Genomic DNA, 18585 nt, shown 5'->3' on the forward strand with positions numbered 1-18585 from the left:
GGCCCGCCTCCGCTCTCTGACGCCTCGTCAGGAATGCGGTGAACGGGTGTCGCGCCCCGCCCCCCACACGGACCAGCCACCGGCGTGTTCCCCCAGGTCACAGGCGGTCCGGCGGGGGCGGTGAGGGGGCTGTGCGAAGAGAACACGAATGGAGTGCGCCGGAACGCGGCAGGCCGGCGCCCGTCCCGGCGCCGGCCTGCCGCGTTCCGCACGCGTGAGGGTTCCCCGGTGTTCAGTTCACGTTGACGGCGCTCCAGGCCGAGGCGACGGCGTTGTACTCCGTGCTGCCCGCCCCGTACAGGTCCTTGGCGGCGTTGAGGGTCGCCGTGCGCGCCCCGGCGTAGTTCGTCGAGGAGGTCATGTAGACCGTCAGCGCCCGGTACCAGATCTTGCCGACCTTGTCCCGCCCGATGCCGGTGACGGTGGAGCCGTTGTACGTCGGCGAGTCGTAGCTCACCCCGTTGATGGTCTTCGGGCCGCTGCCCTCCGCCAGCAGATAGGCGAAGTGGTTGGCGACGCCGGAGGAGTAGTGGACGTCGAGGTTGCCGACCGAACTGCTCCAGTAGTCCGCCGAGTTGCCGTCCCTGGACGGCTTGTCCATGTAGCGCAGGGCGGTCTGGCCGAAGCCGGGCTTCACGATCTTCTCGCCGATGAGGTAGTCACCGGGGTCGGAGGGGTTGTTCGCGTACCACTCGACCATCGTGCCGAGGATGTCCGAGGTGGCCTCGTTGAGCCCGCCGGACTCGCCCGAGTAGGTCAGCGCGGCCGTCTTGGAGGTGACGCCGTGCGTCATCTCGTGCCCGGCGACGTCGAGGGCGACCAGCGGCCCGAAGGTGGTCCCGTCCCCGTCGCCGTAGGTCATGCAGAAGCAGCTGTCGTCCCAGAAGGCGTTGTTGTAGTTGCTGCCGTAGTGGACGCGGTTGTACGACCCCTTGCCGTCGCCGCCGATGCCGTTGCGCCCGTGGACGTTCTTGTAGTAGTCCCACGTCATGTCCGTGCCGTACTGGGCGTCGACGGCGGCCGAGGCGCGGTCGGCGGTGGTGCCGCTGCCCCAGTGGTTGTCGGCGTCGGTGAACAGGTCGGCGGGCGCCCTGCTGAAGCAGATGCCGAGGACGCACAGGTCCGTCTTGCCCCCGGCGTCCCCGGTGTAGGTGTTGCCGCGCGTGGGGTCCTTGAGCTGGTACGACGACCCCGACTGCGTCGTCTCGAGCGGCACCGTCCCGCTGTAGAGGGACTTGCCGTCGCCGGCGGCGGTCTCGATGCTGTCCCAGGCGTCGATCTGACGGCCGGTGCGCGCGTCGGTCAGCACCGTGCGGGCGACCGGGTTGCCGAGCGAGTCCACGCCGGCCGCGTCGGTGCGCCAGGCGAGCTTCGGGGCGCCGTGCAGGGCGTCGACGATCAGCTCGGGCCTGGCCTTGACCTGCCTGAGCGTGTCGCCGAGATGGAGGGCGCGCAGCGCGTTCACGGCGAGGCCGGCGGCCTTGGTGGCGGAGACCGCCGGGAGGACCGAGTCCAGGGATATGGTCCCGCGGGTGGCCCGGTTCGCGCTGCGGTAGGCGCCGTCCGGGGCGAGGTGGACCACGAAGTCGCCGCCCAGCACGGGCAGTCCGCGGTAGGTGCGGTCGTAGCGGACGTGCTGGGTGCCGTTGCCGTCCACGATCACGTCGCGGACGCTGGTCTGCTCGGCGGAGGTCAGGCCCAGCCCGGCGGCGTGGGCGAGGAGCGCGGACGCCGCGTTCTGGATCGCGGTGGCCCGGGTCGGTCTGGCGTCGGCGTGGGCGGTGGGGGACAGGGCCACGGACAGCAGGGTCGCGGTGGTGACGGCGACGCTGGCGGTGGTGGCGAGACGACGGGATCCTCGGACGTGCTGGCCTATCCGGCTCATCGGTCTCCTCGGGGGGAAGCGCCTGGCTGGGCGTGGGGGGCGGCGGCGCTGTTCCCAGAGATTTAAGGAGCCATGACATGTCATGTCCATAGCCCCTTCATGGAGATGTGTGTGGAGCCGAAGGGGGTACAGAATCGTTTCCGTGATCACTGAGGAGCTCGAGGAGCCCGGAACCCCGCTGCCCTTCTTCGTCTACGGCACGCTCCGCCCCGGCGAACCGAACCACGACCTGTTCCTGCGGGACCGCACCGCGTCCGAGGAACCGGCCCGCCTGCGGGGCGCCGCACTGTACGACGGCCCCGGCTATCCCTACGCCGTGGAACACCCCGGCGCCGAGATCCACGGCGAACTCGTCACCGCCCGCCCCGAGTCGTACCCCGGCCTGCTCGCCGCCCTGGACCGCCTGGAGGAGTACACCCCCGGCGACCCCCGCAACCTGTACGAACGCGCCGCCAGACCGGTCACCCGCGCCGACGGCACCACCGCCCTCGCCTGGGTCTACCTCGCCGCCGAGCCCGTCGCCGCCCGCCTGCGCGCCACCGGCACCCCCATCGACGGCGGCGACTGGCTGTCCCGCCGCTGACGACGGCTCACCCCACCACGCCAGAACGCCCGCGCGGGCTTCTTGACCCTCACACCGTGTCAGGCGGTCGGCTCGGAGACATCATGTTCACCATCGGAGACTTCGCCCGGCACGGCCGCGTCTCGGTCCGGATGCTGCGTCACTACGACGCGACCGGACTGCTGCGCCCGGCCCACGTCGACCCCGTGAGCGGCTACCGCTACTACACCGCGGCCCAGCTCGCCCGCCTCAACCGGATCATCGCGCTGAAGGACCTCGGCTTCTCCCTGCGGCAGGTCCGGGACATCGTGGACGAGAAGGCCGGCGCCGAGGAGCTGCGCGGCATGCTGCGGCTGCGGCGGGCGGAACTGGAGACCGCCGCGGCCGCCGCGGCCGCACGGCTGGTCCAGGTCGAGGCGAGGCTCCGAGCGATCGAGAGCGAGGGGCACATGCCCACGAACGACGTCGTCCTCAAGAACGTCCCCGCCGTCCGGGTGGCGGAGCTGACCGCCACCGCCGCGAGTTTCGGGCCCGAGCACATCGGCCCGGTCATCGGCCCGCTCTACGCCGAGCTGTTCCGGCGCCTTCGGGCGGCGGGCATCACCCCCACGGGCCCCGGCATCGCCCACTACGAGGACGCCCCCGAGGGCGGCGGCAGGATCACCGTCCACGCCGCCGTCCAGGTCTCCGCCCCCGTCCAGGACGGCACCTTCCGGATTCTCGACCTGCCCTCCCTCGGCCGGGCGGCGACCATCGTGCACCGCGGTTCCATGGACACCGTCCTGCCCACCGCCCAGACCCTGGCCCGCTGGATCGACGCAGGCGGCTACCGGTCGACCGGCTACCCCCGCGAGGTCAACCTGGAGTGCCCCGAGAACCGCGACGACTGGGTGACGGAACTCCAGGCGCCGGTCACCCGGGCCTGAGGCGTCCCGCCGCCCGGCCTCAGCGCGCGGCCTCCACCCGCACCGCGCACGACTTGAACTCCGGCATGCGGGAGGTGGGGTCGAGGGCGGGGTTGGTGAGGGTGTTCGCGCGGCCCTCGCCCGGCCAGTGGAAGGGCATGAAGACGGTGTCCGGGCGGATCGCGGTCGTGATCCTCGCCGGCGCCACGGCCCGGCCCCGCCGGGAGACCACCGCCACCGGGTCGCCCTCCGCCGCTCCGATCCGGGCCGCGAGGCGCGGGTGCAGCTCCACGAAGGGGCCCGGCGCGGCGGCGTTCAGGTCCGCCACGCGCCGGGTCTGGGCGCCCGACTGGTACTGCGCCACCACCCGGCCGGTGGTCAGCAGCAGCGGGTACTCGGCGTCAGGTTCCTCCGCCGTCGGGCGGTGGGCCACCGGCACGAACCGGGCCCGGCCGTCCGGCGTGGCGAACCGGTCCAGGAACAGGCGCGGGGTGCCCGGATGGGCCGCCTCGTCGTCGGACGGGCACGGCCAGAACACCCCGTTGTCCTCGGCCAGCCGCCGGTAGGTGATCCCCGAGTAGTCCGCCGGGCCGCCCGCGCTCGCCCGGCGCAGCTCCTCGAAGACCTCCTCCGGGTCGGCCGGGAAGCCCTTCTCCACCCCCAGCCGGGCCGCCAGCTCCCGCAGCACGTACAGGTCGCTGCGGACGCCGGGCGGCGCGGTGACCGCCCGGCGGCGCAGCAGGACCCTGCCCTCCAGGCTGGTCGTCGTGCCCGTCTCCTCCGCCCACTGGGTGACCGGCAGCACCACGTCCGCCAGCTCGGCCGTCTCCGACAGCACCACGTCGCAGACGGCGAGGAAGTCCAGCGACCTGATGCGCTCCTCGATGTGTGCCGCGCGCGGCGCCGACACCACCGGGTTGGAACCCATCAGCAGCAGCGCCCGGATCTCGGTGCCGAGGGCGTCGAGGAGCTCGTAGGCGCTGCGTCCCGGGCCGGGGAGGGCGTCCGGGTCGACCCCCCACACGCCGGCCACGTGCGCCCGCGCCTCGGGGTCGTCCAGTTTGCGGTAGCCGGGCAACTGGTCGGCCTTCTGGCCGTGTTCACGCCCGCCCTGCCCGTTGCCCTGACCGGTCAGGCAGCCGTACCCGGACAGCCGGCGGCCCGCCCGCCCCGTCGCCAGGCACAGGTTGATCCACGCACCCACCGTGTCCGTGCCCTTGGACTGCTGCTCCGGCCCGCGCGCGGTCAGCACCATCGCGTTCTCCGGCTCGCAGAACATCCTTACCGCCTCACGGAGTTGCGGGACGGACACCCCCGTGATCCGCTCCACGTGCTCCGGCCAGTGCGCCATCGCCGCGGCCCGCGCCTGCTCCCAGCCGCTGGTCCGCTCCCGGATGTACGCCTCGTCCGTCCGTCCCTCGGCCACCACCAGGTGCAGCAGGCCCAGCGCCAGGGCGAGATCGGTGCCGGGGCGGGGGGCCAGGTGCAGGTCCGCCTGCTCTGCCGTGCGCGTCCGGCGCGGATCGACGACGATCAACGTGCCGCCGTTCTCCCGCAGTTCCGTGAAGAACCGGAGCGACGGCGGCATGGTCTCGGCGAGATTGGAGCCGACGAGGATCACGCAGCCCGTCCTCGGGATGTCCTCCAGCGGGAAGGGCAGGCCCCGGTCGAGACCGAACGCCCTGGTGCCGGCCGCCGCGGCCGACGACATGCAGAACCGGCCGTTGTAGTCGATCTGCGAGGTGCCCAGCACCACCCGCGCGAACTTGCCGAGCGCGTACGCCTTCTCGTTCGTCAGCCCGCCCCCGCCGAACACGCCCAGCGCGTCCGCGCCGTGCTCCTCGCGTATCCCCCCGAGCCGCTCGGCGATCCGGTCCAGCGCCTCCGCCCAGCCCGCCTCGACCAGCCGGCCGCCGGAACGCACCAGCGGCGAGGTCAGCCGCACCGCGGGCGACAGCACCTGGGCCGCCGTACGGCCCTTGCCGCACAGCGCGCCCCGGTTCACCGGGAAGTCCGCCCGCTCCGAGACCTCGGCGCCGCCCTGCGGCAGGGGCGTGACGTTCATCCCGCACTGCAGGGCGCAGTACGGGCAGTGGGTCGGCGTCGCGGCGATGGTCTCCATGCCGCCAGCGTGCGTCGGACGTGTTACGGCACCGCCCGCCTTTCGGTTACACGCCCGGCACGGCGGCCTCCCCGCCCGGCCGGGGGCGCCGTGAGGTCCCTACTGGCGGCTCAGGGAGCGGCTGACGCCCGCCGCGATCGTCGTGGCCAGCACCCAGCCGGTGACGATCAGCAGGTACGACAGCCACTGGTACCAGCCCCGCGGCGCGTACGCCCCCTCCTGGCCGAAGTCGATGATCGGCAGCAGCAGGTCGAGGGTGTAGAAGAGCGGGTTGAACCCGGGCGCCTCCGACGGCTTCAGCGCGGGCGGACGGTGCAGGGCGAAGGCGAGCGTGCCGGCGCACAGCAGGAGCAGCAGCCAGAGCGCCGCCCGCATCGGCCGGAAGCCGTAGCCGACGGCCGCGTCCTGCAGCAGGCCCCACAGCCGGGCGTACGGCGGCAGGGTGCGGCGGTGCCGGCGCAGCTTGGCCAGCTGCACGGTGCGCGCGGCCGCGTCGTCGCCGACGGTGCGGTACGCCGTGGCGAGCTGCTCGTAGGGGTGCGGAAGGTAGCCGTCCCGGTCGCGTTCCAGCAGCGGAAGACGCCGCTCGGCGGGCAGGTGCGGGGTCAGCATGCGGTAGCCGAGCCCGTCGAGCTGCACCCGCCCGGGCCACACCTCGGGCGGCACGTGCAGCAGGTCGAGCTGGGCCCGGCGCAGGTTGACGTCCCCCTCGACGGGCGCGGCCTCCCGCAGCCACAGCTCGCCGATGGCGCTGCTGCTGGCGCGCAGGGCCGGGCCGCCCGGGTTGGACAGCCGGGCGTACGCCAGGTTGAGCTGGCGGGGTATCCGGGCGCCGCTCAGGTTGACCCGGCCCCGGGCGCGCAGCCGCATGGCGTGCAGGTCGGTGCCGACCGTCAGGACCTCGGCGTGCAGCGCGGTCCTCCCGGGGGCGTTCAGCTCCGCGTCGTTGAGGTTGACCTGGTTGCGGACGACCGCGCCGTTCAGGTGCACCTCGCCGTGCGCGACCAGCCCCCGGGCCCACACGTCCGCGCCCACCTCGGCGTGGCCGAGCTGGAGCACGGCCTCCTCGGGCACCTCGCCGGGCGTGCCCAGGTGCGCGCCGTTCGCGAAGAGCGCCCCGGCCAGCTTCGCCCCCTGCAGCCGCACCGGCCCCGGGATCCGGCAGCAGGTGAGCCGTACGACCCCTTCGGCCCGGAGATTCCCCGCGGTCAGCCCCGGCAGCACCGAGTCGCTCAGGACCAGGGCGACCATCCGCGCCCCGTACAGATCGGGCGCCTGCTCGAAGTGGCAGTGGCGCAGCCGGACCGGATGGCCGACCGTGCCGTACGTCAGGTCCAGCCGGCCGGTGATCCGCGCGCCCGTCACCTTCAGCCCGGCGACGCGTCCCTCCCGCACCGGGCCGCCCAGCAGCAGCTCCCGCAGCACCCGGGCCCGCAGCGTGCGCCCGGGCCCCCACGCGGCGCCGTCCGCGGCGTCCTCGTCCTCGCCCTCCCGGAAGTCGATGCCCTCGCCGAGCGGGAAGGCCTCCCACACGCGGCGCTCGGCGGGCGTCAGGTCCGTGATCTCCACGCTCAGCCCCGTGCTCCCGCCAGCGCCCTGGCGACCCCGGTCTCCCGCGGTCCGAGGAACGTCGGATCCGGGTGGAACACCGCGTCCAGCAGCGCCTTGCCCGCCGCGAACACCTCGCGTGTCCCGCCGTAGTACCAGGTCACGTCGTGTTTTTCGGCGACCCCGACGCCGTACGAGTCGATCCCCGCAGCCTCGCACAGCGTCACCGCGCGCCGGATGTGGAAACCCTGGCTGACCAGCACGGCCCGGTCCACCCCGAAGATCTTCCTGGCCCGCACACAGGAGTCCCAGGTGTCGAACCCGGCGTAGTCCCGGACGATCCGGTCGCCGGGCACCCCGTGCCGCGTCAGGTAGGCGCGCATGGCGTCCGGCTCGTCGTAGTCCTTGCGGCTGTTGTCCCCGGTGACCAGCAGGACCTGCACCCGCCCCTGCCGGTACAGCCGCGCCGCCGCGTCCAGCCGGTGCGCCAGGTACGGCGACGGCTCCCCGTGCCACAGCCCCGCGCCGAACACCACCGCCACGGGCGCCCGCGGGACGTCCGCCGCCGTGCGCAGCCGGCCGTCCGTGGACAGGAACAGCCAGGTCGCCGGCAGCAGCGCCAGCACACACCCGGCCATCACGGCCTGCACCAGCCGCCGCTGCCCCGTGCGGGTGCGCGGCAGCCGCGGTCGACGGATCCTCATCCGGCCCCCCAAGATCTGCTGTCGCCCGGGAAAGACGCCGTCCGCCCCCGTCCGGTTCGCCTCACATCGAGCGTCCGTACGACGTGAAGCAGCGGAAAACGCCCGTCACCGCCCGGCAACGGCCCCGCAACCTCACGCCGTCAGGATCCTGTCATGACGGCGTCGCATCCTCCCCGCTCCGAGCCCCGCGCCCACCTCGACAGCACGGCCCACCTCATGGACAGCATCAGCAGCCAGGTCACCGGCCGGCTGCGCCTGCTGTCCCCGCTCGGCCGGCGCCGCCCGGCCCCGGCCCTGGTCCTGGTCGCCCACGGCAGCCGTGACCCCCGCGCCCTCGAGACCGTGCAGGCCCTTGCGGAGCGGGTGCGCGAACTGCGGCCCGCCGTCCCCGTCCGCCTGGGCCACATCGAGCTGAACGAGCCGCTGCTCCCGGACACCCTCGCCGCCCTCGGCGACACCTCCGCCGTCCTCGTCCCGCTGCTGCTGTCCCGCGGCTACCACGTCAAGCGGGACATCCCCGAGCTGGCCGCCGCCGCCCCGGCCCGCACCCGCCGGGCCGCCCCGCTCGGCCCCCACCCGCTGCTGGCCGAGGCCCTGTACGACCGCCTGGTGGAGGCGGGCTGGCCGACGGCCATGGACGCCGCGACCCGGCGCGCGAGCGCGGTGGTCCTGGCGGCGGCGGGCTCCCGCGACCCCGACTCGGCCACCGACACCCGCCGCACCGCCCGCCTCCTCGCCGACCGCCTGGGCGTGCCGGTCGTCCCGGCCTACGCCTCGGCGGCGACCCCGGCCGTCCCCACGGCCGTACGGGCCCTGACGGCGCGCGGCCGGCACCGGGTGGCGGTCGCCTCGTACTTCACGGCACCGGGCCGCTTCGCGACGCAGTGCGCGGACGCGGCGCCGTGGACGGCGTCGGCCCCGCTGGGGACGCACCCGGCGATGGCGCGTCTGGTCCTGCACCGGTACGACGAGGCGAGGGCGATGGGGCAGGCGGAACTGGCTTCAGCGTGAAAGAGGCGCGGGGCAGTACCGGCTGAGGGGCGCGGGGCTGTGTCGACATGCGGCTCCGCCGCGTGGGCGCGGGAACCGCGACGCACCCGCACCCGCCCGACAACAGAACCCGGCAGACGAGTGGGCTTACTGTCGAGCTATGGAAGGCGCACCCGACGCAGCGTACGACCCCACCTCAGCGGAGCGTTACGCCCCCGAGCCCGACAAACGCCCCGGCCGCACCGCCTTCCAGCGCGACCGCGCCCGCATCCTCCACTCGGCCGCCCTGCGCCGCCTCGCCGGAAAGACCCAGGTCGTCACCCCGGAAGCCCGCAGCCGGGTGTGGGACGCCAGCCCCCGCACCCGCCTCACCCACTCGCTCGAATGCGCGCAGGTCGGCCGGGAGCTGGGCGCGGCCCTCGGCTGCGACCCGGATCTGGTGGAGGCCGCCTGTCTGGCCCACGACCTCGGCCACCCGCCCTTCGGGCACAACGGCGAACAGGCGCTGAACGCCTTCGCGGACGACTGCGGAGGTTTCGAGGGCAACGCCCAGTCGCTGCGGATCCTGACCCGCATCGAGCCGAAGCGGTTCACCGAGAAACGGTCCGTCGGCCTCAACCTCACCCGGGCCGCCCTCGACGCCGCCACCAAGTACCCCTGGCCGCGCGGCGCCCACCCCACCGACCCGGCGTCGCGGAAGTTCGGCGTCTACGAGGACGACCGCCCGGTGTTCGACTGGGTCCGCGCCCACGCCCCCGGCATCCGCACCTGCTTCGAGGCCCAGGTCATGGACTGGTCCGACGACGTGGCGTACTCGGTGCACGACGTGGAGGACGGGCTGCACGCCGGGCACATCGACCCCAACTGCCTGCACGCCGAGCCGGAGCGGCAGGCGGTGTTCGAGGTGGCCGTCGGCCGGTACGCCCCGGCGGACACCGACCCGGCCGAGCTGGCCGCCGCCCTCGACCGGCTCCAGGACGAGGAGTGGTGGCCGCACGGCTACGACGGCACGGCGGTCGCCCAGGCCCGCCTGAAGGACGCCACCAGCCAGCTCATCGGCCGGTTCTGCCTGGCCGCCGAGGGCGCCACCCGCGCCGCGTACGGCTCCGGCCGGCTCACCCGCTACGGCGCCGAGCTGGTCGTACCCCGCGAGACGCGGATGGAGTGCGCGGTGCTCAAGGCGGTCGCCGACCGGTATGTGATGCAGCGCGCCGAGCAGGAGCGGCTGCGCGCCGATCAGCGGGTCGTCGTGGCCGAGCTGGCCGAGGCGCTCACCGCCCGCGCGCCGGACGGCCTCGACCCGCAGTTTCGGGCACTGTTCGACGGGGCAGACGACGACCACGCGCGCAAGCGGGTGATCGTCGACCAGATCGCCTCCCTCACGGACGCCTCCGCACGCTCGCTCCACGCGAGACTGACGGGGCATATGTGAAAGGAACATGTCGTCCGTGGCCTGATCGGGTCACTCCCCCTTCCCGCAGCACGCCCGGTGCGGGACGCTCGCATGTGGCGGCACCCTTACGAGGAGGCATCAAGTGGTCGACGCGGATCAGACATTCGTCATCGTCGGGGGCGGACTCGCCGGCGCGAAGGCGGCCGAGACGTTCCGGGCGGAGGGCTTCACCGGCCGGGTGATACTGATCAGTGACGAGCGCGACCACCCCTACGAGCGTCCGCCGCTGTCCAAGGGCTACCTGCTCGGCAAGGCCGAGCGCGACAGCGTCTTCGTGCACGAGCCGGCCTGGTACGCGCGCAACGACATCGAGCTGCACCTCGGCCAGTTCGTCGACCGCATCGACCGCAGCGCGAAGACGGTCCGCTTCGGCGACGACGGCACCCTGGTCCGCTACGACAAACTGCTCCTGGTCACCGGCGCCGAGCCGCGCCGCCTGGACATCCCCGGCACCGACCTGGCCGGCGTGCACCACCTGCGCCGGCTCGCGCACGCCGAGCGGCTCAAGGGCGTGCTCGGCTCGCTCGGCCGGGACAACGGGCACCTCGTGATCGCGGGCGCCGGCTGGATCGGCCTGGAGGTCGCGGCGGCGGCCCGCGAGTACGGCGCCGAGGTCACCGTGATCGAGCCGTCGCCGACCCCGCTGCACGGCGCGCTCGGCCCCGAGCTGGGCGAGGTCTTCGCCGAGCTGCACCGCGAGCACGGCGTCCGCTTCCACTTCGGGCGCCGGCTCACCGAGATCGTCGGGCAGGACGGCATGGTCCTCGCCGTGCGCACCGACGACGGCGAGGAGCACCCGGCGCACGGCGTCCTCGCCGCGATCGGCGCGGCCCCCCGCGTCGGCCTCGCGGAGGCGGCGGGCCTTGAAATCGCCGACCGGGCGCAGGGCGGCGGCATCGTCGTCGACGAGCGGCTGCGCACGTCCGACCCGGACATCTACGCGGCCGGTGACGCGGCGAACTCCCCGCTCGTCGGGTCCGGCACCCGGGTGCGGGTCGAGCACTGGGCCAACGCCCTGAACGGCGGACCGGCCGCCGCGCGCGCGATGCTCGGCCAGGAGGTGACGTACGACCGCGTGCCCTACTTCTTCACCGACCAGTACGACCTCGGCATGGAGTACAGCGGCTGGGCGCCCGCCGGGTCGTACGACCAGGTGGTGATCCGGGGCGACGCCGGGAAGCGGGAGTTCATCGCCTTCTGGGTGAAGGAGGGCCGGGTCCTGGCCGGGATGAACGTGAACGTGTGGGATGTCACAGAGCCGATCCAGAAACTCATCCGGTCCGCGGCGCCGGTGGACCTGGACGCCCTGGGCGACCCGCACGTGCCTCTGGACAGCCTCGCTTCCTGAGCACAGGGTGTGTCAGCGCACCCCGGGTGTGTCGGCGGTGCCCCGTAGAATCACCTCGTGGCAGGACGGATCAACGACGAGGACGTGAAGGCGGTACGGGACGCGGTCCCGATCGACGCCGTGGTCTCCGAGTACCTCCAGCTGCGCAACGCGGGCGGCGGCAACCTCAAGGGCCTGTGCCCGTTCCATGACGAGAAGTCGCCGTCCTTCCAGGTCAGCCCGAGCAAGGGACTCTTCCACTGCTTCGGCTGCCAGGAGGGCGGCGACACCATCACCTTCGTGATGAAGGTGGACCACCTGTCCTTCTCGGAGGCGGTGGAGCGGCTGGCGGCCCAGGCCGGCATCACGCTGCGCTACGAGGAGGGCGGGTACAACCCGGCCCACCAGCGCGGCGAGCGCATCCGCCTGGTCGAGGCCCACAAGATCGCCGCGCAGTGGTACGCCGAGCAGCTCGCCACCAGCCCCGAGGCCGAGACCGGCCGGGTCTTCCTCGCCGAGCGCGGCTTCGACCAGGCCGCCGCCGAGCACTTCGGCGTCGGCTACAGCCCCCAGGGCTGGGACCACCTCACCCGCTATCTGCGCGGCAAGGGCTTCACCGACAAGGAACTGCTCCTGTCCGGTCTGGCCCAGGAGGGCCGGCGCGGCCCCATCGACCGCTTCCGGGGCCGGCTCATGTGGCCGATCCGGGACATCAGCGGCGAGGTCGTCGGCTTCGGCGCCCGCAAGCTGTACGAGGCGGACAACGGCCCGAAGTACCTGAACACGCCCGAGACGGCGATCTACCGCAAGAGCCAGGTGCTGTACGGCATCGACCTCGCGAAGAAGGAGATCGCCAAGACCAGCCGCGCCGTCGTCGTCGAGGGCTACACCGACGTCATGGCCTGCCACCTCGCCGGGGTGACGACGGCCATCGCCACCTGCGGTACGGCCTTCGGCGGCGAGCACATCAAGATCCTGCGCCGGCTGCTGATGGACAACGGCAGCGCGCGCGTCATCTTCACCTTCGACGGCGACGCCGCCGGCCAGAAGGCGGCCCTGCGCGCCTTCGAGGACGACCAGAAGTTCGCCGCCGAGACGTACATCGCGATCGCGCCGGACGGCATGGACCCCTGCGAGCTGCGGCTGGCCAAGGGCGACGAGGCGGTGGCGGACCTGGTCGAACCCCGCACCCCCCTCTTCGAGTTCGCGCTCCGCCACATCGTCAGCCGCTACGACCTGGACACCCCGGCCGGCCGGGCCGCCGCGCTGGACGAGGCGGCGCCCGTCGTCGCCCGCATCAAGAACAGCGGCGCCCAGCACGAGGTCGCGGTCGAACTCGCCGGCATGCTCGGCATCCTCGACACCCAGTTCGTGGTCCGGCGGGTGGCCCAGCTGGCCCGCTGGGCGAGGGAGGGCAAGGGCTCCGCGCAGCAGGACCGGACGCGCCCGGCCGACCGGCAGTGGGCGGCGCCCGCGTCCCGCCCGGTCAGCAGCGGCCCGGCGCTCACCCTGCGCAACCCGGTCTACGCCGCCGAGCGGGAACTGCTCAAACTCGCCCTGCAGCGCCCCGAACTGGTCTCCCCGGCCTTCGACGCCTACGGCGTGGACGAGTTCACCGCGCCGCCGTACGCGGCCGTGCGCCAGGCGATCGCCGAGGCGGGCGGCGCCGAGTACGGCGTACCCGACCCGCAGGAGTACCTGGTCCGGGTCCGCGAGGCAGCGCCCGACGACACCGTGCGCGCGATGGTCACCGAACTGGCGGTCGAGCCGATCCTGCGCCGCACGGTCGACGAGGTCTACGCCGGCACGGTCCTGGTCCAGATCCGCCGCCGCGCGGTGGAACGCCGCATCCACGACATCCAGTCCCAGATGACGCGCCTCGCGGGCGGCGGCGACCCCGCCCGACTGGCCGCCGTACAGAACGAGCTGTGGGTCCTCCAGCAGTACGACCAGGCACTCCGCGAGCGGGGCGCGGAGGCGCTGTAGGGGCCTGCACCGCCCTGCCCCCCTCCGGTACCCAAAGGCCCGCAGTTGCCGAGCGCATAGTCCGGCGAACCGGGTAACCGACCGGTGACGGACCGGACGCAAAAAGTCACCGCACGCCCCTCGTGGCGGGGATGTGTCTTCCCCCACACTGGGTCCGGTGCCCGAGTCCTCGGAGCGCAGGCCGTCGACTCTCCGCTTCCGAAGTGCCGCTGCCGCAGCCGACGGCAGCGATCATCCTGGAGGTCGCCCCCGTGCAGACCCAGACCCTCACCCAGACCGACAGCGCCACCGGTACCACCGCGGACGACCCGGACGCCGAGCCGGACGTCCTCATGGCCGTGCCCCCGCAGAGCCGCCCCGTCCTCCACCCGGAGAACGGGCCCGCCGAGCCGGCCGAACCGCCGGCGGAAGCGCTCGTGGACGAGCCCGAGGAGACCGCCGAACCCGTCGAGGCGGCCGTGTCGGCGCGGACCGAGACCGCCGGCCCCTCGGCCGACCTGTTCCGCCAGTACCTGCGCGAGATCGGCCGCATCCCGCTGCTCACCGCCGCCGAGGAGGTCGAACTCGCCCGCCGCGTCGAGGCCGGCCTGTTCGCCGAGGAGAAGCTGAGCAACACCCCTGACCTGGACAGCGAGTTGGCCCTCGATCTGGACCGGCTCGTGGTCATGGGGCGGATGGCCAAGCGGCGGCTCATCGAGGCCAATCTGCGGCTCGTCGTCTCCGTCGCCAAACGCTACGTCGGCCGCGGCCTGACCATGCTCGACCTGGTGCAGGAGGGCAACCTCGGTCTGATCCGCGCGGTGGAGAAGTTCGACTACGCCCGCGGCTACAAGTTCTCCACCTACGCCACCTGGTGGATCCGCCAGGCCATGTCCCGGGCCCTGGCCGACCAGGCCCGCACCATCCGCGTCCCGGTGCACGTCGTCGAGCTGATCAACCGGGTCGTCCGGGTGCAGCGGCGCATGCTGCAGGAACGGGGCTACGAGCCGACGCCCGCGGAGGTCGCCGCGCACCTCGACCTGCCGCCCGAGCGGGTCTCGGAGGTGCTGCGCCTCGCCCAGGAACCGGTCTCGCTGCACGCCCCGGTCGGCGAGGAGGACGACGTGGCCCTCGGCGACCTGATCGAGGACGGGGACGCCGCCAGCCCCGTCGAGTCGGCCGCGTTCCTGCTGCTGCGCCAGCACCTGGAGGCGGTGCTGTCGACGCTCGGCGAGCGCGAGCGGAAGGTCGTACAGCTCCGTTACGGGCTCATCGACGGCCGGCCCCGCACGCTGGAGGAGATAGGCCGGCTGTTCGGGGTGACCCGGGAGCGGATACGGCAGATCGAGTCCAAGACCCTCAACAAGCTCCGGGACCACGCGTTCGCGGATCAGCTCAGGGGCTACCTGGACTGAGAAGACCGGAAAAGAGGGGGACCGCCGGCCGGCGGTCCCCCTGGTGCCTAGTCCACCTCGGCCACGGCTTGCGTGAACTGGGCCTTGTACAGCCGGGCGTACGCGCCGTCGGCCGCCAGCAGCTCGGCGTGCGCGCCCTGTTCGACGATCGACCCGTTCTCCATGACGAGGATCGTGTCGGCGTCCCGGATGGTCGACAGCCGGTGCGCGATCACGAACGAGGTACGTCCGGCCGCCAGCTTCGCCATCGCCTTCTGGATCAGCACCTCGGTACGGGTGTCGACGGAACTCGTCGCCTCGTCCAGCACCAGGATCACCGGGTCGGACAGGAACGCCCGCGCGATGGTGATGAGCTGCTTCTCACCGGCGCTGACCCCCGTCCCCTCGTCGTCGATGACGGTGTCGTACCCGTCGGGCAGGGTGCGGATGAACCGGTCGGCGTGCGCGGCCCGCGCGGCCTCCTCGATCTCCCCGCGGGTGACCTCCCGGGAGGTGCCGTAGGCGATGTTCTCCGCGATGGTGCCGCCGAACAGCCAGGTGTCCTGCAGCACCATGCCGATCCCGGACCGCAGTTCGTCGCGCGTCATCCTCCGGATGTCCACCCCGTCGAGGGTGATCCGGCCGCCGGTGACGTCGTAGAACCGCATCAGCAGGTTGACCAGCGTGGTCTTGCCCGCGCCGGTGGGGCCCACGATGGCCACCGTGTGACCGGGTTCCACGGTCAGCGACAGGTCCTCGATCAGCGGCTTCTCCGGCTCGTACCGGAACGACACGTGCTCCAGGCACACCCGCCCGCGCAGCTCGGCCGGCCGCTCGCCCGGCACCGGGTCCGCCTCCTGCTCCTCCGCGTCCAGGAGTTCGAAGACCCGCTCGGCCGAGGCGACACCGGACTGCACCAGGTTCGCCATCGACGCGACCTGCGTCAGCGGCATGGAGAACTGGCGCGAGTACTGGATGAACGCCTGCACGTCACCGATGGACAGCGCGCCGGACGCCACCCGCAGGCCGCCGACGACCGCGACCAGCACGTAGTTCAGGTTCGACACGAACATCATCAGCGGCTGCATGACGCCGCTGTTGAACTGGGCCTTGAACGCGGCCTGGTACAGCGCCTCGTTCTGCTCCGCGAACTGCTTCGCCGACTCCTCCTGCCGGCCGAACACCTTCACCAGGGCGTGCCCGGTGTACATCTCCTCGACGTGGGCGTTCAGCTTGCCGGTGGAGCGCCACTGCTGCACGAAGTGCGGCTGCGACCGCTTGCCGACGCGGGTCGCCACCAGGAACGACAGCGGCACGGTGACCAGCGCGACCAGCGCCAGGATCCAGGAGACGTAGAACATCATCGCGAGCACGCCGATGATGCTCAGCACCGAGTTGATCAGCTGGCCCATCGACTGCTGGAGCGTCTGCCCGATGTTGTCGATGTCGTTGGTGGCCCGGCTCAGCACCTCGCCGCGCTGGCGCTGGTCGAAGTACGACAGCGGCAGCCGCGACAGCTTCGTCTGCACGGCGCCGCGCAGCCGCAGCATGGTGCGGTTCACGGACCGGTTGACCAGCCGGGTCGCCACCGCCATCAGCAGGCCGGCGACCAGGAACGTGCACAGCGCGAGCAGCAGGACGGTGCCGACGGCGCCGAAGTCGATGCCCTTGCCGGGCGTGAAGTCGGTGCCCTGCAGCATGTCCGCGATCCGGCCCTGGCCATGGGCCCGCATCTGTTCGAGGACCTGCTGCTTGGTGGCCCCGGCGGGCATCCGCCGGCCGATGATGCCGGAGAAGACCAGGTCGGTGGCCCGGCCCAGGATCTTCGGGCCGATCACGTTCAGGGTCACGCTGACGACCACGCAGAGCAGCAGGCCGTAGATGGTGAACCGTTCGGGTCTGAAGTGGGACAGGAGCCGTTTGCCCGACCCCTTGAAGTCCATCGAGCGCTGGTCGGGGCCGCCCCCGGCCATCATGCGTCCCATGGGCCCGGCCATCAGGCAGCCTCCGCTTCCGTCAGCTGGGAGAGCACGATCTCCCGGTAGGTCTCGTTGGCCGCCATCAGTTCCCGGTGCCGGCCGGAGCCGACGACCCGGCCCTCGTCCAGCACGATGATCCGGTCGGCGTCGCGGATGGTCGCCACCCGCTGGGCGACGATGACGACGGTCGCCTCGGCGGTCTCCCGGGCGAGCGCGGCGCGCAGGGCGGCGTCGGTGGCGTAGTCGAGCGCGGAGAAGGAGTCGTCGAAGAGGTAGATCTCCGGCCGCTGCACCAGGGTGCGGGCGATGGCGAGCCGCTGCCGCTGACCGCCGGAGACGTTGGTGCCGCCCTGCGCGATCGGCGCGTCCAGCCCGCCCTCCAGTTTCCGCACGAAGTCCTTGGCCTGCGCCACCTCCAGCGCGTGCCACAGTTCCTCGTCGGTCGCGTCCGGATTGCCGTACCGCAGATTGGTGGCGACCGTGCCCGCGAACAGGTACGGCTTCTGCGGCACCAGTCCGACCGTCCGGGCGAGCAGCTTCGGGTCGACCTCGTCCACCCGCACGCCGTCGACCAGGACTTCACCCTCGGTGGCGTCGAACAGCCGCGGGACCAGCCCGAGCAGCGTGGACTTGCCGCTGCCGGTCGAGCCGATCACGGCGGTCACCTCGCCCGGGCGGGCCACCAGGTCGACGGCCTTCAGCACCGGCTCCTCGGCGCCCGGATAGCGGAAGCCCGCGCCCCGGAGCTCCAGATGGCCGTGCGCGCGCAGCTCGGTGACGGGCGCGGCCGGCGGGACCACGCTGGAGTCGGTGCCGAGGACCTCCTCGACGCGCTCGGCGCACACCTCCGCGCGCGGCACCATCATGAACATGAAGGTGGCCATCATCACGGACATGACGATCTGCATCAGATAGGCGAGGAACGCGGTCAGGTCGCCGATCTGCATCCCGCCGCTGTCGATGCGGTGGGCGCCGAACCACACCACCGCGATGGACGACAGGTTCACCACCGTCATGACCATCGGGAACATCAGCGCGAGCATCCGCCCGGTGGCCAGCTGCATGTCGGTCAGGTCGCCGTTGGCCTTCCCGAACCGCTCCTGCTCGTAACCGTCCCGCACGAAGGCGCGGATGACGCGGTTGCCGGTGATCTGCTCGCGCAGCACCCGGTTCACGGTGTCCAGGCGCACCTGCATCGACCGGAACAGCGGCCGCAGCCGGCGCACGATGAGGGTGACGCAGAGCGCCAGCACCGGCACCACCGCGACCAGCACCCCGGACAGCGGCACGTCCAGGCCGAGCGCCAGCACGATGCCGCCCACGCACATGATGGGCGCCGACACCATCAGGGTGAACGACATCAGGACCAGCATCTGGATCTGCTGTACGTCGTTCGTCGTACGGGTGATGAGCGAGGGCGCGCCGAAGTGACCCACCTCACGCGCGGAGAAGGACTGCACCCGGTCGAAGACGGCGCCGCGCACGTCCCGGCCGAGCGCTGAGGCGGTCCGCGCACCGAAGTACACGGCACCGATGTTGCACACGACCTGCGCCAGCGAGATACCGATCATCAGGGCGCCGAAGGAGAGGATGTAATCCGTGTCACCCTTCACGACACCGTTGTCGATGATGTGCGCGTTCAGCGTGGGCAGGTAGAGGGTGGCGCAGGTCTGCAGGAACTGCAGCAGTACCAGGAGGGCGATGGGCTTTCTGTAGGGCCTGAGATAGGCCCGCAGGAGTCGTATGAGCAC

General features: G+C 72.5%; 12 protein-coding genes and 1 pseudogene. 7 read left to right on the plus strand and 6 right to left on the minus strand.

Annotation, left to right across the window (positions count from 1 at the left end; genetic code table 11):
- Positions 1 to 232: 232 nt before the first annotated feature.
- The gene (locus ACGFZN_RS23300; RefSeq protein ID WP_393860385.1) at positions 233 to 1885 is read right to left on the minus strand and encodes a M4 family metallopeptidase; all 1653 of its coding nucleotides are present in this window, start codon (positions 1883 to 1885) and stop codon (positions 233 to 235) included.
- Between the two features lie 142 nt (positions 1886 to 2027).
- Between ACGFZN_RS23300 and ACGFZN_RS23305 the strand changes: the two genes are divergently transcribed.
- Together ACGFZN_RS23305 and ACGFZN_RS23310 are read left to right on the plus strand one after the other, a co-directional pair.
- Positions 2028 to 2468, plus strand: a complete 441-nt coding sequence (locus ACGFZN_RS23305; RefSeq protein WP_393860386.1) for a gamma-glutamylcyclotransferase family protein — start codon at positions 2028 to 2030, stop codon at positions 2466 to 2468.
- 83 nt (positions 2469 to 2551) lie between these two features.
- Entirely contained in the window at positions 2552 to 3373 is an 822-nt protein-coding gene (locus ACGFZN_RS23310; protein WP_393860387.1) for a MerR family transcriptional regulator, read from the plus strand.
- Positions 3374 to 3392: 19 nt separating this feature from the next.
- Here the strand turns inward: ACGFZN_RS23310 and ACGFZN_RS23315 are convergent, their stop codons facing one another.
- The 3 genes from ACGFZN_RS23315 to ACGFZN_RS23325 form a co-directional block, all read right to left on the minus strand.
- The gene (locus ACGFZN_RS23315; protein ID WP_393860388.1) at positions 3393 to 5474 is read right to left on the minus strand and encodes a molybdopterin oxidoreductase family protein; all 2082 of its coding nucleotides are present in this window, start codon (positions 5472 to 5474) and stop codon (positions 3393 to 3395) included.
- Positions 5475 to 5573: 99 nt separating this feature from the next.
- Entirely contained in the window at positions 5574 to 7043 is a 1470-nt protein-coding gene (locus ACGFZN_RS23320; protein ID WP_393860389.1) for a membrane-associated oxidoreductase, read from the minus strand.
- Positions 7044 to 7045: 2 nt separating this feature from the next.
- Positions 7046 to 7726, minus strand: coding sequence for a vancomycin high temperature exclusion protein (locus tag ACGFZN_RS23325; protein ID WP_393860390.1), 681 nt, complete (start codon positions 7724 to 7726; stop codon positions 7046 to 7048).
- 153 nt (positions 7727 to 7879) lie between these two features.
- Between ACGFZN_RS23325 and ACGFZN_RS23330 the strand changes: the two genes are divergently transcribed.
- The 5 genes and pseudogenes from ACGFZN_RS23330 to ACGFZN_RS23350 form a co-directional block, all read left to right on the plus strand.
- The gene (locus ACGFZN_RS23330; protein WP_393860391.1) at positions 7880 to 8737 is read left to right on the plus strand and encodes a sirohydrochlorin chelatase; all 858 of its coding nucleotides are present in this window, start codon (positions 7880 to 7882) and stop codon (positions 8735 to 8737) included.
- Positions 8738 to 8876: 139 nt separating this feature from the next.
- Positions 8877 to 10148: a deoxyguanosinetriphosphate triphosphohydrolase gene (locus ACGFZN_RS23335; RefSeq protein WP_393860392.1), complete on the plus strand. Its 1272-nt coding sequence runs from the start codon at positions 8877 to 8879 to the stop codon at positions 10146 to 10148.
- 103 nt (positions 10149 to 10251) lie between these two features.
- Positions 10252 to 11517, plus strand: a complete 1266-nt coding sequence (locus ACGFZN_RS23340) for an NAD(P)/FAD-dependent oxidoreductase (RefSeq protein WP_393860393.1) — start codon at positions 10252 to 10254, stop codon at positions 11515 to 11517.
- 57 nt (positions 11518 to 11574) lie between these two features.
- Entirely contained in the window at positions 11575 to 13482 is a 1908-nt protein-coding gene (gene dnaG / locus ACGFZN_RS23345) for a DNA primase (RefSeq protein WP_393860394.1), read from the plus strand.
- 191 nt (positions 13483 to 13673) lie between these two features.
- A pseudogene (locus tag ACGFZN_RS23350) lies at positions 13674 to 14876 on the plus strand (RNA polymerase sigma factor); the annotation flags it as partial.
- A gap of 47 nt (positions 14877 to 14923) precedes the next feature.
- Here the strand turns inward: ACGFZN_RS23350 and ACGFZN_RS23355 are convergent.
- Positions 14924 to 16852: an ABC transporter ATP-binding protein gene (locus ACGFZN_RS23355; protein ID WP_393860395.1), complete on the minus strand. Its 1929-nt coding sequence runs from the start codon at positions 16850 to 16852 to the stop codon at positions 14924 to 14926.
- A complete protein-coding gene (locus ACGFZN_RS23360; RefSeq protein WP_393860396.1) occupies positions 16852 to 18585 on the minus strand; it encodes an ABC transporter ATP-binding protein in 1734 nt (577 codons plus the stop codon). The genes ACGFZN_RS23355 and ACGFZN_RS23360 overlap by 1 nt, the downstream gene beginning before the upstream one ends.

Source organism: Streptomyces sp. NPDC048192 (genome assembly GCF_043202415.1).
Taxonomy (GTDB): Bacteria; Actinomycetota; Actinomycetes; order Streptomycetales; family Streptomycetaceae; genus Streptomyces.